Consider the following 17,704-nt stretch of genomic DNA (forward strand, 5'->3'; position numbering starts at 1 on the left):
TGGAGAAGGTATAATCCTTTGAAAAAAAAGTATAACATCACTCAAAAAGAAAGTGATAAAGGGGCTAATTTTAAAGAATTACAAGTAGTAATTCACCAACTTAAATCCTGGATTAGGACCGTACCTTCACATATCAATAAGAAATACATCCAAGCTTACTTTAATGAGTTCGTATATAGATTAAATAGATCCTTATTTAAGGAAACTATTTTTCATAACACAATTGTAAAGATGGTTAAAGCGAAACCAACTACTTTAAATATGATTAGCGGAAACTAAACGGATAACTCAATGGTATTATTTAGTTAATGGGATAATTACAACATTACTGCCCTCTTGTTACATCAAACAGACATACATAAAAAACTTTGTCCAACTTCAACTAAAATAATTTTATAGAAGAAAATGCTCTAGGTATAGTTAAATTACAGATCTTTTACTACATTTAAGGAAAGGCTAATTAATACTTAAGATATGCCAGGAGGTACAGTAAAATTTTTCAATGAAACAAAAGGATTCGAATTTATTTGTTCGATCTATTACAAGGACATATGATTCTTGAGTAGGAACTAGTGCAAATATTAGTCGTAATACTCACTCTAATTCTATTGATGAGATAAAACGTTGAATATGTCTATAGTTGCTACTAGTTTTTGCATTATTGTCAAATCCAGTTGAGATTTTAGAAAAATTCACAGACTTTACTTTGCATATAGCAACGATAATAGACCACTAGGGACTGAAAGTCCTTAGTTTGTTAAAGCAGACTAAAGCCTGCCTGGATGGAGCAACTTACTCAAGTATACAGTTACCCTCATTATCATTGGGTTTACGATGATGATCTAAATGTTCATTTAGCATTTCATCAGTAATGTTTCCTGTACTCCAACACCCAAAACCTATCGCCCAAAAGTGACGTCTCCAATACCGTTGTTTCAAAACAGGAAATTCAATTTGTAACTTTTGCGATGTACGACCTTTTAGCAACGTGACTATATTACTCAGATTTTGTGAAGGACGATACTCTATGTGTAGATGCATATGATCTTTCGAAACAATTCCTTTTAGGATTTGAATATCTTCTGCCTCACAAATTTGAATTATTAGACTACGACATCGTATCTGAATATCACCTTCCAATACTGGATAACGATATTTTGTCACCCATACTAAATGCGCTGTTAAACGTGAGACACTAGGTCCATTTGTGCGTTGGTATACCATATATCAAAGGTAAACATTTTTAGAAGCTGAAAGCTAAATGCACTAAAGTGCATAGTTTTGAGTAGGTCTATGACCAAATCAGTCGAATCCTTGCTAATTGAAAGCTTCTTTTGAAACTAGCTTTTATAGTTGTTAGAAGTTCTGTGTTTTTGCATTCTAGGTTGTTGTTCGTTTTTAAAGGCATTTTGTAGGAGGGGAACTTTTAATATACTGAATATCAGCCTTTTTTACAAACAATTCCTTCCTTTATTTCTCTCTAATTCAACTAATTAATACTTTTGTCGTGTACTAAGCGATTTCACACAATTTATCTATGCTAGATTAGCAGAGAAAGAGGGTTAGCTTCTAGAATTAGCTGTAAGGTATCATTTTGATGCAGCCCAGTATTTTGAAAATGAAGATATTGATAATGCTTTTGAGTGCAATGCAAAAGCACAAGATAGCGCGAATAAGATGATGGAATACAGTTCGAAAATTGGTCACAAATATTTATCGCAATAGAAGAATAATCATTTGATGATTGGGTTTAATGAATGTTATATAAAATTGGAGTAAGAAAACAGGCGTTGGTATTGAATGCTCAAAAGTATTTTTTTTTCGATATCCTTACCTTATTTTTGATCAATATTTTTTTGGGAATCTCCGCTGTGAGATTTAACTAAATAGTATTTTTTTAGAAGAGGAAGATTTATATAGATCTCCCTCTTTGTCTGTGTGTTTTATATATCAATTCGTTTTTTTAACTATTAATATCAGATAATCAACTATTTAGGGTACCTTTAGATAAAAGTTCTTAAGTATGAAGATTTTCATAAAATACATGGCGAGTTTTCGCTGTAAGATGATAGTGAAGATGGTGTTAGATAAACTCGGCATCATTTATGGTAGTGTAGATCTTGGTGAAGTAGAATTAAAACAAGAACTTACCAATGAAGAGTTTATACAATTAGAAAAGGCTTTACTTCACACAGGATTAGAACTCATAGAGAGTAAACGAGCTATTTTGATTGAGAAAATTAAAAAAGTAGTAATTGAAATGGTGTATGGTGATACAGAGGTTTTAAAAATAAAAAAATCAGATTACATAAGTAAACAGCTAAATTATGATTATACTTATCTGGCTAATATATTTTCTGAGTCTACAGGTACTACAATAGAACAATTTGGTATTGTTCATAAAATTGAACGAGTAAAAGAACTTCTAATTTATGATGAAATGAATCTATCTGAAATCGCCTATAAGCTTAACTATAGTAGCGTAGCACATTTATCTGCTCAATTTAAAAAAGTCATGGGTTTGACTCCAACTTTTTTTAAAAAACTTAAAGATAAAAAAAGGATAAATCGCGAAGATGTGTGAATGATATAATAGATAATGATTATTATGTAATTATTTTATAGTCAGTAATTTATATTTTTGTATTGTAGTAATTAAACTACAATACAAAAACATGAGATATATGGACAAGAAAGATGAGAAAACAAAGCCTTAGCTAGTAGTTCACAAAATGAAATCAAGAATCATCGTGAAGCAGCTGGTCATTTAGAATCAGCTGTAAAATATCATTTAGATGCTGCTAAACATTATGAGGACGGATTGGTTGAAAAAGCTGTAGAATGTAATACTAAGGCACAAGCTTGTACAGAAAAAGCAATCAGTGGAACTGGTAAAAAGATGCTAGCCTTTAATCAAAAGAAGTCCTCGAGGCTCTACCTCGGGGTTTATTGGTAAAGATTAGTGTGTTTTTTGTCCGTGTAGATATTATGTATATACAGTTGGTCAGTATAGTAATGTGGATGTAGTTCAGAAATACCTTAAAAATCAAAGAGAAGAAAAATTATTTACAAATCGTTCAATAAAAATTAACTGCGGTTATCTTTTGAGTAACGCAATACCTCGAGGCTCTGCCTCTGGGTAGTTCATTGTGAAGTAAACAGAATATCAAATTTTAATACTATAATTCTTAACCGTAATAAATAAAACTTAATATGTATATCCGCTTGATGTAATAAGAAGAACTTAAAGCCATAATTATTCTATTACTAAAGGTAAAGCTCCTTTTAACGATATTTGTAATTCAATGATTTACATTTTCAAAAAGAAACGAATTTATTCTTTAAATAATCGATATGACATTAAACTTATTAATAATTTGTTACTTCTTTAAAAGCCACTTGATATTTGTTGTCATCAGGAGATTTTTTGATTATTGATAAAAATTAAATTCCAGCAAATATTTTTCCTATGGCAGGGTTATAAACTTTCTGACAATCAAGAGTTTTTAATTTGTAAAAGATAATAGAGATGAATGGATTAGTAGAAAATATTGATTTTAGTATTTATATTGAAGAATTTAAGAAGCGATTGAAATATCTGTTTCGAGAAAAATATAATTATAATGCTATGGGACTTACCCGTGATTTTCCTGCTGAATTAGTGGATGAAATTATGGATCTAATCCCCTTATCTGTAGCTATTCCTGAGGCCTATGGAGGTAGGGGGATAAAAGTAAAGGAATGCCTGCAAATCCTCTCAGTAACTTCTTATGAATCTTTACCTCTTTCGTTGATGTTTGGGATAAATATCGCTCTTTTTTTGGAACCTTTGGCTAAATATGGACAGGTTGCTGTTCAGCAAAAGGTGTTTAAAGAGTTTATAGAAAACAAAGCAATGGGTGGATTAATGATTACTGAAAAAGCACACGGGAACGACGCTTTGAATATGAAAACAGCTTTTGAGCAAAAGCAAGAAATGTTTTATATTAAAGGACAAAAACATTGGCAAGGACTAAGTGGTGTAGCTGATTTTTGGATTGTAGCGGCTAGAGAGAGTAAGCCAAATGGAGAATTAGCAAGAGATATTGATTTTTTTGTTTCTGAAAATAACAAAGAACATCAACATATTCCTATGGTTCACCGTTATAATAACTTGGGTTTATATGCTATTGCTTATGGTATTAATGAAATTGATATAGTTGTTCCTAAGGAGCAAAAATTACTTAATGAAACAACGGGTATTAAATTAATGCTTGATACGCTTCATCGCAGCAGGCTTCAATTCCCGGGTATGGGATTAGGTTTTATTAAAAGGCTTTTAGATGAGTCCTTAGCACATTGCCAAGAAAGACAGGTAGGGGGCACACCTTTGTTGACTATTGATTCGGTTAAAAATCAAATTGCAAAAATCCAAGCCGCTTACACGTTATGTTCTGGTATGTGCCTTTTTAGCGTTAATACAAGTGGAATTGACAAAAATGTAGCTTTGATGAGTATTGAGGCTAATGTACTAAAAGCATTAGTTACAGATTTAATGCAAGAATCAGCCCAAATTAGTTTACAATTAGCTGGGGCTAATGGATATCGATTAGACCATATTGCTGGAAGATCTTTAGTTGATTGTAGACCTTTCCAAATTTTTGAAGGATCAAATGAAATGCTGTATACCCAAATTGCGGAGGGGATACTAAAATTGATGAGACAAGCTAAAGAAACGAATCTATATGATTTTTTAAAGTTGTATGAACGCACGAGTTTGAGTGCTGAATATTTTGTATCTCAATTAGATTTAAGTGTTGATAATACATTAAAACAACGAGATTTAATACTTATAGGTAAAATGTTAGCTCGAGTTATAAGCTTTCAATTAGTCTTGCAACTAGATGGTTTTAATATGCAACTTATAGAAATTACACGTCAAAGCCTTCTTTCAGATCTAGCTTCTTTTTATGGTCAATTTAATGTACAAAATGATGTAAATCCCATTTTAGATTATGAGATTAATTCAGATTGGACTACTTTTTAACAAAATTTAAAAATCAAGTTTAAATATTGAATAATTGGAATGGTTTACCGTAACCACAATAGAATACTTCTATTGAGTTATCAGTTTAATATCCGTATATTAGTATCTTAAAATCAATAGTATGGAAATTTTTAAGGGTCAAAATATTCTTAACTTAGTAAAAGAACTACCAGCTGACGAAGCATGTAAGGCTTATTTAAGTAAAATTAAGTGGTCAAACGGTTTTACTTGTGTAAAATGTGGGCATAAAAAAGGTTGCTTAAAATCTAATCATTCATACTATTGTTATAACTGTGAGCATGTTGAAAGCTCAACAGCTAATACCTTATTTCACAAAGTCAAATTTGGTTTACATAAAGCATTTATGATTGTGTTTGAAATGACAACTTCTACCAAAAGCCTCTCTAGTATTCAAATGGGTAAACGCTATGGTATAAGCCAGCCAACAGCATGGGCTTTATCAGGGCAAACGCATGATAATTTATAATCTATAAAGATAAAATAATTCGATAAAACGTTGTTTTATTCATTATTTATCTTAGTACATGACAAAAATGTTAAACATTTGATTCACAACAAAATAAGCGAGTATTACATTTGCAAAAAAAGCTGATATTCAGCATCTTAAAGGAAAAATTCTCACGGAATGCCTTTAGAAACGAACAACAGCCTAGATTACAAAAGTACAGAACTTTTAACGATATTAAAAGGAGGTTTTAAGGATAAACTCAATAACCAAAACATCAATATACTGATGCTTGGAGTTTGCTATAAGAATATTGCTTTTCCTCTCATGTTTAAGATGTTAGATAAAAAAGGAAACTCAAATACCAATGAAAGGAAAGAGCTTATTAATGATTTTATAGAATGGTTTGGAAAAGATTGTATAGACTGCTTATTAGCTGAAAGAGAGTTTGTTGGAGAACATTGGATAGAATATCTGAATGACAAAAGAATTAGGTATTACATACGTATTCGAAACAATTTTAAAGTTTATCTACCTCATAAGCAAGAAGGTAAATATGTGTATCATCTGTTTTACAATTTAAAAGTTGGAGAGTTTAGAGCCTATGAGAAAATTGTATACCTCCATGGACAACTATGTTATTTATCAGCTACAAAAATAAGGACTGATGGCAAAACTGATTATTGTATAATTGTAAGTTTTAATAAACCAGAAAATGCCTCTGAAAAATATAAGAAAAGATGGCAAATAGAAACATTATTTAGAGCAATGAAATCAAGTGGTTTTAATATTGAAGACACACATCTAAAGTGTCTCAAAAAACTTGAACAACTCATTATGCTAGTAATGGTTGCTCTTGTTTGGTGTTATAAAATTGGAGATTATATCGATACTTATATTAAGCCTATAGTCGTCAAAAAACATGGTAATCGAAGTATTAGTGCGGTTAAATTAGGTCTTGATTACTTGGCTAGGCTATTTCATTCGAAGGTTAATCAATTAGATATTAGTATTTTTAGTTTTTTGTCATGTACTTAGATAAAAATTAAAGAAAAATAATCGAATTAATCTTGAAAAAGTGTGAAATATGTAAATCATATAGATTATTATGTAACACATCTTAGATACGAAAAGGGCACCTTTGTATAGTAGCAATTAAGTTACAAACTTAATATTAATAAAGTATGAAAAGTAATGATCAATCCAGTAAAGACAGTGCTAAAAAAGGTAATACTGATGGTGAAGTAACAAAACACAGAGAGGCAGCTGCTCATTTAGAATCAGCAGTGAAGTACCATTTTGATGCTGCAAGGCATTATGAGAATGGTGATAATGATCAAGCTAAACAGTGCAATACAAAAGCGAAAGCGTGCACAGATCAAGCGATTAGCAAAATAGCTAAATAAAGAAGAACTCCATAATTAATTATAATCATTCGTAGGATAAAATCTATTTTTTTTTGTTTAATTTTTTTTAAGTAAAGGGACTGTTTCTTAAAGACAGTCCCTTTCTTTTGTCACTAGAATTAGTTTTTCTATTTTGTGGCTTTATTTTGTGATGTTGTAGTAATGATAGACTAAGTCTTTTTGCTATCAGTGTCAGTCAGGTTAACTGTTAGAAGAAATAATTTAGCTTCATCTCTAGATAGTTTCTTTTTGCTGGCATCTATCTGATACAAATATTCCTAGTATATTCAATTGCAGCTCTACTTTTTAGAAAAATCTTGGAGCATTAAATGTATGTCCGTTTGATGTAATAAGAGGGGAGTAATGTTGTAATTATCCCATTAAACTAAATAATACCATTTTTTACAATTACTATATATTAACTAGTTACGTATTTACATGATCAGTTCCTTTAACCTATAAATTATCAGTATGACACTAAACGGAGATACATAAGCATTTATTTTACTGAAAGGATTTAAGAGTTCAAATCTCAAAAATATCTCATGCGATCCCGAATTGTAATTTCTTAATCTTGTGGTATCAAAGTCATAACCAATAAGTAATTTGTCATCTAACTTAAATCCAACTAGTGCACTAACTGATGCATCCCAGCGGTATGCCTCTCCTAGAGTATACTTGTCATATAATAAAAAGTTAGCTGTTAGGTCGATATTATAGAGTATATAGAAAAACTTATTTGTAGGCTTCCCCCTACAAATAAGTTTAATTTTGTTATGTATTTCCGTTTACTATCATAAACGTATATTTGTAGTCTAAAGAAGAGAAAATCTCTATGAATCTATTCACCTTTACCGCGGAATTTACAAGTGAAGAATCTTGCTGTTTACATTTTAAAGAACAACGAGCTAAGTTAGGAGTTACTTGTCAAAAATGTGGTCATGACAGTCATTACTGGATTCAAAGTAGATGGAGTTATGAATGTAAGAAATGTCGTGCTCGTATGAGCTTAAAAAGTGGTACTATAATGGAACATTCTAAGCTATCATTTTTAGTGTGGTATAGGACAATGTTTTTAATGACAACGACTAAGAAAGACTTTTCAACTTTAGAGATTCAAAAGCAATTAGGACTAAAGAGATATGAACCTGTTTGGGCAATGGTTCATAAATTACGTAAAGCGATGGGTAATAGAGATAGTAAGTACACTTTAGAAGGAATGTTGGAGATGGATGAGGGATATTTCAAAGTATAAACATCTGAAAAAGAGAAATATAAAACTAAAAGTGCTCGTGGCTCTACAGGAGTTCAAAACGTAGCTATTATGGCTGAAAGTACCGTTTTGGAAGATATAGAAACAGGTAAAAAACAAAATCACCTACGCTATTTTAAAGCAGTTGTTCTTGAAGATCATAAAGCTGAGGGCATAAGCCAAATGGTGAAAAAGAATATTCAAGAAAGTAATATTGTTTTAACCGACAAGAGTACTTCTTATGTAGATATTTCCGATTTTGTACAGATACATATCTGTGAAAAATCATCTTCAGAAACAACTAAAGAAACCCTAAAATGGGTACATATAGCAATCAGTAATGCCAAGAGAAATATGCTTGGGAATTATCATAAAATTAAACGAAAATATCTTCAAGCTTACTTAGATGAATTCATCTATAAACTTAATAGAAGGTACTTTGGTGAAAAGCTCTTTGATAGGTTAATTATTGCTAATATTACGACTTATGACTAAAAGCGGAGATACATTAATTTTGTTGATTAAAATTTAGTCCTAGTTCATTTTTATTTTCTTTTTTATCGATTAAGGGTAATTGATAATTATCTTCAATGCACTTGTCTATTAAATGGTTAGAAGTTAAATTTATTTTTCTTATAAAAAAATGGTTATTAGATTTTATTTTTTTTAGAATTAATTCAATTGGTTCGCTTTTTGAAAATAATATTCTTTGGTCATGATTAATTATTATGCGTTTGTAATCAGAGTTTAATAAGATTGTAGCAAAGAATGAATTAGAAGGGAATAACGAATTTGAATATAATTGTATATAATGATCAACTTGTTTACTGTAAGAGAGAAAAGCACATGAATCTCGGGTTAGTATTAACCATGTATTACTCATATACGGTATGATTGTATTTTCACTAAAAGTAGCGTCTTTTAATGCAATTAAGCCACTATAGTTATGCTTATTTCTATTATAAGTATCTAGATTATACCTGCTTTTATCATAATAGATAAAATAATTATTTTCTTTATTATTACTTAAGTATTCACAAATTCTGTATTGAGATTTTAAGGGGTAATGATCATCAGTTAAATTGATGTAATAGTCCCATTTAGCGCTGACATTTAGTAAGTATTGCATCGCATTTAACTGAATTTTGTATTTATTATGACTATCTGTTTGTAAATAGAAACTATCTAAGACGTATACACTTGATAAGTGGACTACGTAGGTTTGAATCATGTTTTTTACCTCTATAGAGCAAGTATGATCGATATAAATAAGATACAATTGATCTTTGTTGTATAATTTTTTAAACATAGTCAAAAAATGATCTGGATTGTATTTTATTGTGATAAAATAAGCTACGGTAATTAATTTATTTACTGTATTATTTTTAGTTTCGAATTTCAATTGGGGGTAAATTTTATCTTGGTTAGTTGCCATTAGTTATATCGGATATTATTTTTAATAATTTAGAATCGTTATCATTTATACAAGATGTTAAACATTAATTATATGTATCTCCGTTTAGTGTCATACTGATAATTTATAGGTTAAAGGAACTGATTATGTAAACATGTAACTAGTTAATATACAGTAATTGTAAAAAATGGTATTATTTAGTTTAATGGGATAATTACAACATTGCTCCCCTCTTATTACATCAAACGGACATACATATTAATTATAAATAATATAAGCAATATAATGATTAAATTTAAATAATATAAGCAATATAGTGATTAAATTTAATTTATCTCTGTTTAATGTCATATCGATGATTTAAAGAATAAATACGTTTCTTTTTGAAAGGCTGTAGTTTATTATTGTGTTGAGATTAGCTCATGATATCTTTTAGAAATATGTTTAAAGTTTAGATAAGCCTTGGTATCAAGTATAGTCTTTAATCTAAAGAATTCTCCGAGGCTTGCCTCGGGGTTCGGAGGAAAAGTTTGAAAAACGGATGGTTTTTCAATACACTTTGAAAAAAGTGTATTATAGAGAATACTACATCGTACTCCGAAATTCCTCGTGGGCTTGCCCCGAGGAATTCTTTTGATTAAACTACAGCCTATCCTTTTTTGTAGGAGGATTTTATTAGTCTTCAGTAATTCTTACAATCTTGATTTCCTTTTATTTTAAAGAGGACATATATTATGATAAAACTCAGTTTTTTTTTTGAATGTAAGTTTTATTGATTTGGAGGTAGAAGAAATTATTACTTGATTTTTATTCAAGTAATATGGTTTTTAATAGTAAAATAGGGATATATTTTTAATGTTACTTGAATATATAGAGTGTTGTTTTTATTAAAATAGTGTATTTGTGTTTTATTTTTATACCTATTTGGTATGTTTTTGTATTTATTTTATGTTAATTTTGGTGCTAAATAAAACACACTTGTTATGATAAAGAATATAATACAATTTATTGTACTATTTGGAACAGTAAGTATTTATGCCCAAACTGGGATAGGAACAGTATTACCTGATAGGAATGCAGTATTAGATGTAGTATCTACTGATAAGGGGGTTTTAATACCTCGAATGAAATTAACAGGAGAGGATGATATTACCACCATACCAGGAGGAGATTACACAGAGGGACTAATAGTATTTAATACTGGTGCTACTAATTTCGAAGCAGGGTTTTATTTTTGGGGAAAAGGTAAATGGAATGCGTTAATAAGCAATAATACTTTATTTAAGTATATTGAAGAGAAGGCAGATCCTAATTCTGTTCAGATTATTAAAAAAGGCGATGATTTTACTTTTATATGGAAAGAAGCAGGAGTAGAGAAAAGGAAAGATATTAGTGAACTTGTTAAAGATTTTGAAACATTAACCACGTTGACTCCTGAGGAAATTGAGATTTATGTTTATCTAGAGCAGAATGCTCAGACAGGTGAAATGATGGAAGTACATGTAGATAAAATAAAGGAAATTGACCCTAATAATCCAGTTATACCTTCATTGTTAAGAACCTATAAGGCTAAGAAATTTGTCTATAAAAATGAACAATCACAACTTGTTGATATAAAAGGGAGTGATCTATTTGGTGGGATTGGAAGTGATGGGGGGAAAGTTGGCCTTGAGACTATAACGTCACTAAAGTTAGAAGACAATTATAAAGAAAATGGCAAAGCTTTAGTTTATACAGATGAGAATAAAGATGCTACTCCAATATATATATCCGATATTTTTAATGATTCTGAGACTTTAACAGCTTTGAAGGCAGACTCGACTAAAAAAGAATTAATCTATACAGATGAATTAAAAAATCCAACAGTTATTGCTTTTAGTCAAATTACCCAAGAACCTTGGTATGTTGCTAAGAGTACTGAGCAAGCAACAAAAAATGATCAAGATATATACATCAATGGATGGGTAGGTATAGGGTATGATGAAAAATCTGACTTAACTAAAGTTCCGAATGAGAAATTGCGTGTTAAAGGGAGTATAACAGCTACTAATAGTTATTATGCAGATTATGTATTTGATAGTTACTTTGAAGGATCTTCAAGTTTAAAATATGATTATAAATTTAATGATCTAAAAACAGTAGATTATTTTATACGCACTAATAGACATCTACCAGGTATTACACCGATAAGTGATTTAGAAAAAACTTCAGAAGGTTATTCTTTTAATATGTCTGAATTATCAATTCAGTTGTTAGAGAAAACAGAAGAGTTGTTTTTACATATAATTGATCAACAGAAGGAATTAGATGCCAAAGAATTGCGTATTGACAAATTAGAGTCTGAAATGTCTGAAATGAGAAAGCACTTTAAAGCCTTAGAAACTTTATTAGCTAAATAGTAATTATTAAATTTTGTATTGATGAAAAGTAAAGATTTATATAAGAAGTTATTTCAATCGATTCTATTGATAATGATTACATTATTTTTTAATGTTTCATTGTCATTTGGACAGAATGAGATGACTAAATTAAAGGACGGTTCTGTAGCTGGTGTGACAAGCGCTACTGCAGCGCCCTATTCTATATTGGAATTAGAGAGTGTTACCAAAGGTTTTTTATTACCTCGTATGACAACTGTTGAACGAGATAAAATCGTCATAAATGATAAAATACGCGGAAATGGATTAGTGATTTATAATGTTGAAAATGATTGTATAAATTATTGGAGCACAACAGTAAATAAATGGTTAAGTGTGTGTGGTACATTACCACCAGCTAAGTTAACGCTTGATTGTTCGAAAGTTTATTTAAGCTCTAATGGAGAAAAAGAACTTAAACAAGGACAAAGTTTAAGAGATACAGATATTCTGTACCTAACAGTTAATGTATTGGAAACCGGGTCTTATAATATTAGTGCAGTTACTAATAATGGATATTCATTTAGTAAAACTGGTATTTTTGAGACAAAAGGGATATACTCTATTGCATTAGAGGGATTAGGTACACCACTAGAAGCAAATGAGACTTTAGGAGATTTGGTGACTTTCTTGGTAAATGGAAAGAAGGATACAACATGTAATTCAAGTTATATTAAAGTAAAGTCTTCTCAGCTTGATTTTAAACTTATTGAACCTCAGGCTGTTGATGTGTCATGGCCTGCTTATAAAGGAGTGGCTTTAAATGCTAATGATAATAAGATTAAAGTACTAGTAGATGTTACTACTGTAGGTTTTTGGAGAATCCAAAGTACAGAAACTTTAAACGGAATAAGTTTTAGTGGATCAGGAGAATTTACACAAACTGGACAATCTGAAGTATATCTGTATGCTCAAGGAGTTCCTGAAAGAATTGAGAATAGTACATTTAAATTTATTACAAACTCTAAAACTAATAAAACACCGAATGTAACTGCGCAGGTAAAAGTTGTACCAACTAGTTTTGATTTGGTGTGTGATGCAAGTAAAATTCAAATCAGAGGTGAATACAGGGAAGATTCGTTTTTGAATAAAAGTAATTCTATTTTAATACCAATTAAAGTATTAGCTCCAGGTGTAGTAGATATAGAATTACTTGGAGTTATAAAAGGAAGTACAGATGTACCAATAAAGTTTGTTGCGCCTAGTACGATACTAACATTTAATGGATCAGATAATATTCAATATGTTACATTATATCCTGAAGTCGTAAATGGCAAGAATATAGAAATACCTGTTAAATCAAAGACTATTGAATTTAATAATATTACTCCTAATAAGGGAGGAGTCTTTTGTCCAAGTTTCCCTATAACCACAGTGGTGCAACGTTCTAAGAATTATACATTTGATTGTAATGAATCATTTGCTTTTTCAGCAGGACCAGTAGGTAAAAATAACGTATTTTTATTAAATACTCCTTTAGAAAGCGGAAAACATGGTATCTCAGTTAATGTTAATGTTGGCTATGCTGAAAATTATACAATCAAAACAAATACTGTTAATGGAGTATATTTTACAAAAACAGGAACATTTAGTGATGATGAAAAAACAAGGGGCAAAGCTACAATTGTATTAGATCCTATTGGAAAGTTTACTTCTGCTGGAAATGTAATGTTTAATTTAACAGCAGAAGGTTTAGATGTAAGTACATCACCTATATGCTCTATAATAGCAAAAGTAAAATCTCATGATATTGTTGTACTTTCATTAGGTGGAGCAAATTACGGAGCCAACAGTAGTTCATTGTATGCTGGTGGTGCTATATTAAAGAGTCCTACTAATTTTGGACCTAATGGAACAGTAAAAGTTAACTCAGTAACAGTCTTAACTACTAGTGCTCAAGGAAATGCTTTAGAGAGCTTTATTAATGCAAATAAGGTTGATATAATAGTTAATGTTATCGGCTATAATTTTTCAACAGCAACTCAAGATGTATTAGTTTCATTTGTCAGAGATAAAAAAGGAGTTTTAATCGTAGGTGACGAGAATACAGCAAATAGTTACACTAAGAATGTGATAGAAAGATTAGCTGGTTTAACTGTCGGAGGTAGTGGTATATCTGCTTCAGGAAGTTTCACTATGCTTAACCCAGTCTTATCTTCTGCAAATAGTGAGTCTATTATAAATGGTCCTTTTGGAAATCTAGCAGGAAAGCTTATGGGTAATGATGCTCATAATGGTTGGTATTATTCTAATTTACCTAATTCTTATATTCCTTTAGTATCTAAACAAGGCGATTCTAATTCTATATGGGCGTTAAAACATAGGGATTTAGGTTTTATGTTTGTTGGAGATGGAGGTTGGTTTATTGGGAAAAAAGATTATGTGAATCCTGTTATTTTTCCGTCTAACTTTGATAATCAAGGTGTACCAAAGCCTAAAAGCTATACAGATAATGGGACTGTTTATAATGCTGTTTTATATGCCAATGCTTTAGCTTGGGCTATAGATTATGTAATAATACATAAAAAATAATAGATTATTTATAAAATACGAGATTAGAGTTTTTAGATATAATCTGTTATAGTAATAAATGAAATTTATGATAAAATATATAAGTGTAAAGGCAGTTGTACGAATTGTGTTAGTGGCCATATTTATTTTATTGCCAGTAGTAAGCTATACTGTTTCAGCTCAAAATATTAATAGCGTAGGAACACAAATTTCTGATGGTACTTCTCCTAATGTATTAGAACCTACTGGTTTTAGTCTTATGGAACTGAACTCTAAAGAAAAAGGTTTCTTATTGCCTCGTATGACAACAGCTGAGCGTAAGCGTATTCCTGTAGAAAGTCTAGTTGGTGGTATGTCTATATATAATACGACGATAGAATGTATTGAGTTTTATAATACTAGTCGCCTACAATGGATGAGTGTATGTGGAGATGTTGGACCGGCTACATTTGTTATTCCTGATAATAAGTGTAGTTCATTAAAGATAAATGGGGAGTATACTGAAGGCGTCTTTCTTGATTCAAGAAAGAATACTATTATAGTAGAAGTGAGTGTTAGTATTCCTGGAACTTATGAGGTTGAAGCTATAGCTTACGATGATGTAAATAAAGAAAATGGTTATAATTTTTATACTAGTGGAGTTTTTCCTCAAAAAGGCGATTATGTATTAGTACTTAAAGGAAATGGAACACCTGTAAAAGGGTATGTTCGTACAAATGGGATTCCTAGTGGAAAAGATAATATTAAGTTTTTCTTAAACAAGAAAGAATCTACGTGTAAGGCTACTAATGAAGTTGAGAAGAAAGCTCTGTCTTATGATATTATAAAAGTAGAACAAATAGGTAATTTCTACACAGGAGTTGATCTTAGTTCGACCAAGACGACTGGTAAAATGTTAGTCACTATTTCTAATATTTCTAAGCAAGGAACAGTTACTATAACTACTCAAACAGTTAATGGTATTTATTTTAAGAAAAGTAGACTACTGACTCCTCAGGAGGTTAGTAGTGGTACTGCTATTATAGAGTTGGAGGGATTTGGAAGTCCTATTTGGCCTCTTCAAACTGATTTTGTTTTTACTAGTAATTCTTATGTAAAAGTAGAACAGGGTGAATCCGTGAAGACTTATCCTTATTTTGCCACTATATCAAAAGTAAATGTAACTATAGACTGTAGTACTGTTACAACACAAGGAGATTTTTATAAAGATGACGCTTTAACTGAAGCAAATAAAGTTATCGTACCAGTAAAAGTTAACGCTACTGGTAGGGGGAAAATTAGAGGAGTTATTGAAGTTACAGGCGCTCAAACCCAAAAGATTGAGTTCGAGTCAGAAGTTGTAGACTTCAAATTTAATGCGACTACTAATGATATTCAAAAAGTAGAAATGAAACCTGTGACTAATACAGGAAAGCTTACAGTAGGGGGAACAACTTTACCTATGGTTATACAGATGTATTCTCAGGGTATAAAGGAGTATGACCCTAAAGCCGTGGATGAAAAGATAATTAGTACAAGCTGTATTTATAATTTGCCTATTAAAACTAAAAATGCCGAAGTAACGATTTATTGTCAATATGAAGACCAGGTACAGGTGTCTGGTAAATATAGGGCTTGGGTTCCATTGAATACTACTAATTTTGTTACAATATTTGTTGATGTAAAAAATACAGGAGCATATAATATTACGACAAACACAGTAGATGGTATTAAGTTTAGTTCAACAGGTACATTTACTACAGTAGGTACTATAGAGTTAAAGTTATATGGTAGTGGAACGCCAACAAGTAATGATAAAAAAAGAATGACTATTTCTGTTCCAACTAATATTAATCCAATAAGTTGTGGTTTTGATGTGAAATTAGCAATGTCTTCTAAAACAATGTTGACATACTCTAATTTAACTAGTTTTGGTTATGGATTTGATAATGGGCATTCTAAGTTATTTATTAATAGCCCTAATAATTTTGGGTCTTTACCAACTAGTACTGTAGCAATGGAGGGAAGTATTATAGTAGCGGCATATGGATCTGGTACTACGAGTCAAGTAGCATCACATATTAGCACCCATAATCCTGCTCTTATTAGTATTGGTTATAGTACAACATTAACTGTTTCAGAAGCAAGTACAATTGCTGCTTATGTTCGCAGTGGGGGAGCACTACTAGCCGCAACTGATGCTGCAAATCCAGGTTATACATATAATTTATTAAACGCAGTTTTAGGTATATCTAATGTGCAAGCCGTAGGTATTGGTTCAGGTGGTTCTACGTTCCCAACAACATTAGTTGATGATCCAGTTTTAAATGGTCCATTTGGTGATATACGCAATAGGTATTTAGGAGATGATGCCACTGGAGGGATAGGGTTAGTTCCTAGTTCTTTAGGAAGTGCATTGAGTAATATAGTCATTCTTTCACAAGATAGTAATGGTAATATATTTGCATTCAGACATAAAACACTCAATTTTGTATGGATGGGTGATGGAGGATTTAATTCTCAAAACGGTAGTAGTGTTGATTCAAAAACTATTTGTCCTTTTGTTGTAAATACGAGTACTAATAAACCTATTACTAAAACATCGTATGGGAATGTTGTTTATAACTCACAATTTACAGCTAATGCTCTAGCATGGTTGTTTAGTGTGACTTCAAAATAGATAATTAATGAGTTTAAGTTTTAACAATCAATATAAATAAAAAAATCTCAATAGATTAAGGGTTCTGAAAAAGTTTTCTTTCAAATAGAGGTAAAATAGAGAGTTTATACTTTCTGTTTTACCTCTTTGTTTTTTGGCTTTATATTGAACAAATAAAAATCCCATCGTTATTAGTCATCAAGGAATAATCTCATCGAGGCCGAAAGTTAGTTACCTATTAAACTTTTTCTGTATCTCCGTCTAGTATCATAAATGTATATTTGTAATCAATAGCGTCCTAAATAAATTTAGCACATAGAATATCCTCCCACTTTAGTAGGATAGAAATATATCTTTGATAATTTTTAAAACAGAATCCCCTGTTGTAATTTAGGAGGTGGTTTTTCTACCTCATTTAGTGGATTATCCAGCCATCTTTGTAGTTCAATCTTGACAAAGAGGTTAAGTCTTATAAAAGCGACTAAATTTGATAGGTGCCACTTGAATTTTGACTGTGCTCTAAGAGCTTTTAGTATTAAAATGGTAATTAACGCTGTCCAAATTTGTATCATCA

Annotated in this window: 10 protein-coding genes and 4 pseudogenes; 10 read left to right on the forward strand and 4 right to left on the reverse strand. The window is 30.7% G+C overall.

What is annotated here, in order from left to right:
* Positions 1-279, forward strand: a 279-nt coding sequence (locus CF599_RS18155; RefSeq protein WP_143824835.1) for a transposase, incomplete at its 5' end; no start/stop codon positions are given.
* Positions 280-792: 513 nt separating this feature from the next.
* Here CF599_RS18155 and tnpA read toward each other — a convergent pair.
* Positions 793-1,224: an IS200/IS605 family transposase gene (gene tnpA, locus CF599_RS18165; protein ID WP_121967363.1), complete on the reverse strand. Its 432-nt coding sequence runs from the start codon at positions 1,222-1,224 to the stop codon at positions 793-795.
* 799 nt (positions 1,225-2,023) lie between these two features.
* On the opposite strand from tnpA, the gene CF599_RS18170 reads away from it, so the two are divergent.
* From CF599_RS18170 to CF599_RS18195, 5 genes and pseudogenes are all read left to right on the forward strand, one after another.
* Positions 2,024-2,584 carry an AraC family transcriptional regulator gene (locus CF599_RS18170; protein ID WP_121967364.1) on the forward strand — a complete coding sequence of 187 codons (561 nt, stop codon included), beginning with the start codon at positions 2,024-2,026 and terminating at the stop codon, positions 2,582-2,584.
* A gap of 945 nt (positions 2,585-3,529) precedes the next feature.
* Positions 3,530-5,026, forward strand: coding sequence for an acyl-CoA dehydrogenase family protein (locus tag CF599_RS18180; protein ID WP_121967365.1), 1,497 nt, complete (start codon positions 3,530-3,532; stop codon positions 5,024-5,026).
* A gap of 121 nt (positions 5,027-5,147) precedes the next feature.
* Positions 5,148-5,480 (forward strand): annotated as a pseudogene (locus CF599_RS18185) (transposase); the annotation flags it as partial.
* A gap of 192 nt (positions 5,481-5,672) precedes the next feature.
* Positions 5,673-6,530 carry an IS4 family transposase gene (locus CF599_RS18190; protein ID WP_121967366.1) on the forward strand — a complete coding sequence of 286 codons (858 nt, stop codon included), beginning with the start codon at positions 5,673-5,675 and terminating at the stop codon, positions 6,528-6,530.
* 146 nt (positions 6,531-6,676) lie between these two features.
* A complete protein-coding gene (locus CF599_RS18195; RefSeq protein WP_121967367.1) occupies positions 6,677-6,898 on the forward strand; it encodes a hypothetical protein in 222 nt (73 codons plus the stop codon).
* A gap of 434 nt (positions 6,899-7,332) precedes the next feature.
* On the opposite strand, the pseudogene CF599_RS18200 reads toward CF599_RS18195, so the two are convergent.
* Positions 7,333-7,611: pseudogene (locus CF599_RS18200) on the reverse strand (type IX secretion system membrane protein PorP/SprF); the annotation flags it as partial.
* Between the two features lie 122 nt (positions 7,612-7,733).
* Between CF599_RS18200 and CF599_RS18205 the strand changes: the two are divergent.
* Positions 7,734-8,645: pseudogene (locus CF599_RS18205) on the forward strand (IS1595 family transposase).
* 13 nt (positions 8,646-8,658) lie between these two features.
* Here CF599_RS18205 and CF599_RS18210 read toward each other — a convergent pair.
* A complete protein-coding gene (locus tag CF599_RS18210) occupies positions 8,659-9,585 on the reverse strand; it encodes a beta-1,6-N-acetylglucosaminyltransferase (protein ID WP_121967369.1) in 927 nt (308 codons plus the stop codon).
* A gap of 962 nt (positions 9,586-10,547) precedes the next feature.
* Between CF599_RS18210 and CF599_RS18215 the strand changes: the two genes are divergently transcribed.
* The 3 genes from CF599_RS18215 (at position 10,548) to CF599_RS18225 (ending at position 17,151) form a co-directional block, all read left to right on the forward strand.
* The gene (locus tag CF599_RS18215) at positions 10,548-11,963 is read left to right on the forward strand and encodes a hypothetical protein (protein WP_121967370.1); all 1,416 of its coding nucleotides are present in this window, start codon (positions 10,548-10,550) and stop codon (positions 11,961-11,963) included.
* Between the two features lie 21 nt (positions 11,964-11,984).
* Entirely contained in the window at positions 11,985-14,513 is a 2,529-nt protein-coding gene (locus tag CF599_RS18220; protein WP_121967371.1) for a hypothetical protein, read from the forward strand.
* Positions 14,514-14,580: 67 nt separating this feature from the next.
* On the forward strand, positions 14,581-17,151 hold the full coding sequence (locus tag CF599_RS18225) for a hypothetical protein (RefSeq protein WP_121967372.1): 2,571 nt from the start codon (positions 14,581-14,583) through the stop codon (positions 17,149-17,151).
* A gap of 344 nt (positions 17,152-17,495) precedes the next feature.
* Here the strand turns inward: CF599_RS18225 and CF599_RS19740 are convergent.
* Positions 17,496-17,704: pseudogene (locus CF599_RS19740) on the reverse strand (IS4 family transposase); the annotation flags it as partial.

This window comes from Myroides sp. N17-2, assembly GCF_002286775.1.
Lineage (GTDB): Bacteria > Bacteroidota > Bacteroidia > Flavobacteriales > Flavobacteriaceae > Flavobacterium.

Coding starts and splice junctions, on each gene's coding strand:
- tnpA (WP_121967363.1), bottom strand. CDS start 1,224: ATGGTATACCAACGCACAAATGGACCTAGTGTCTCACGTTTAACAGCG.
- CF599_RS18170 (WP_121967364.1), top strand. CDS start 2,024: ATGAAGATTTTCATAAAATACATGGCGAGTTTTCGCTGTAAGATGATA.
- CF599_RS18180 (WP_121967365.1), top strand. CDS start 3,530: ATGAATGGATTAGTAGAAAATATTGATTTTAGTATTTATATTGAAGAA.
- CF599_RS18190 (WP_121967366.1), top strand. CDS start 5,673: ATGCCTTTAGAAACGAACAACAGCCTAGATTACAAAAGTACAGAACTT.
- CF599_RS18195 (WP_121967367.1), top strand. CDS start 6,677: ATGAAAAGTAATGATCAATCCAGTAAAGACAGTGCTAAAAAAGGTAAT.
- CF599_RS18210 (WP_121967369.1), bottom strand. CDS start 9,585: ATGGCAACTAACCAAGATAAAATTTACCCCCAATTGAAATTCGAAACT.
- CF599_RS18215 (WP_121967370.1), top strand. CDS start 10,548: ATGATAAAGAATATAATACAATTTATTGTACTATTTGGAACAGTAAGT.
- CF599_RS18220 (WP_121967371.1), top strand. CDS start 11,985: ATGAAAAGTAAAGATTTATATAAGAAGTTATTTCAATCGATTCTATTG.
- CF599_RS18225 (WP_121967372.1), top strand. CDS start 14,581: ATGATAAAATATATAAGTGTAAAGGCAGTTGTACGAATTGTGTTAGTG.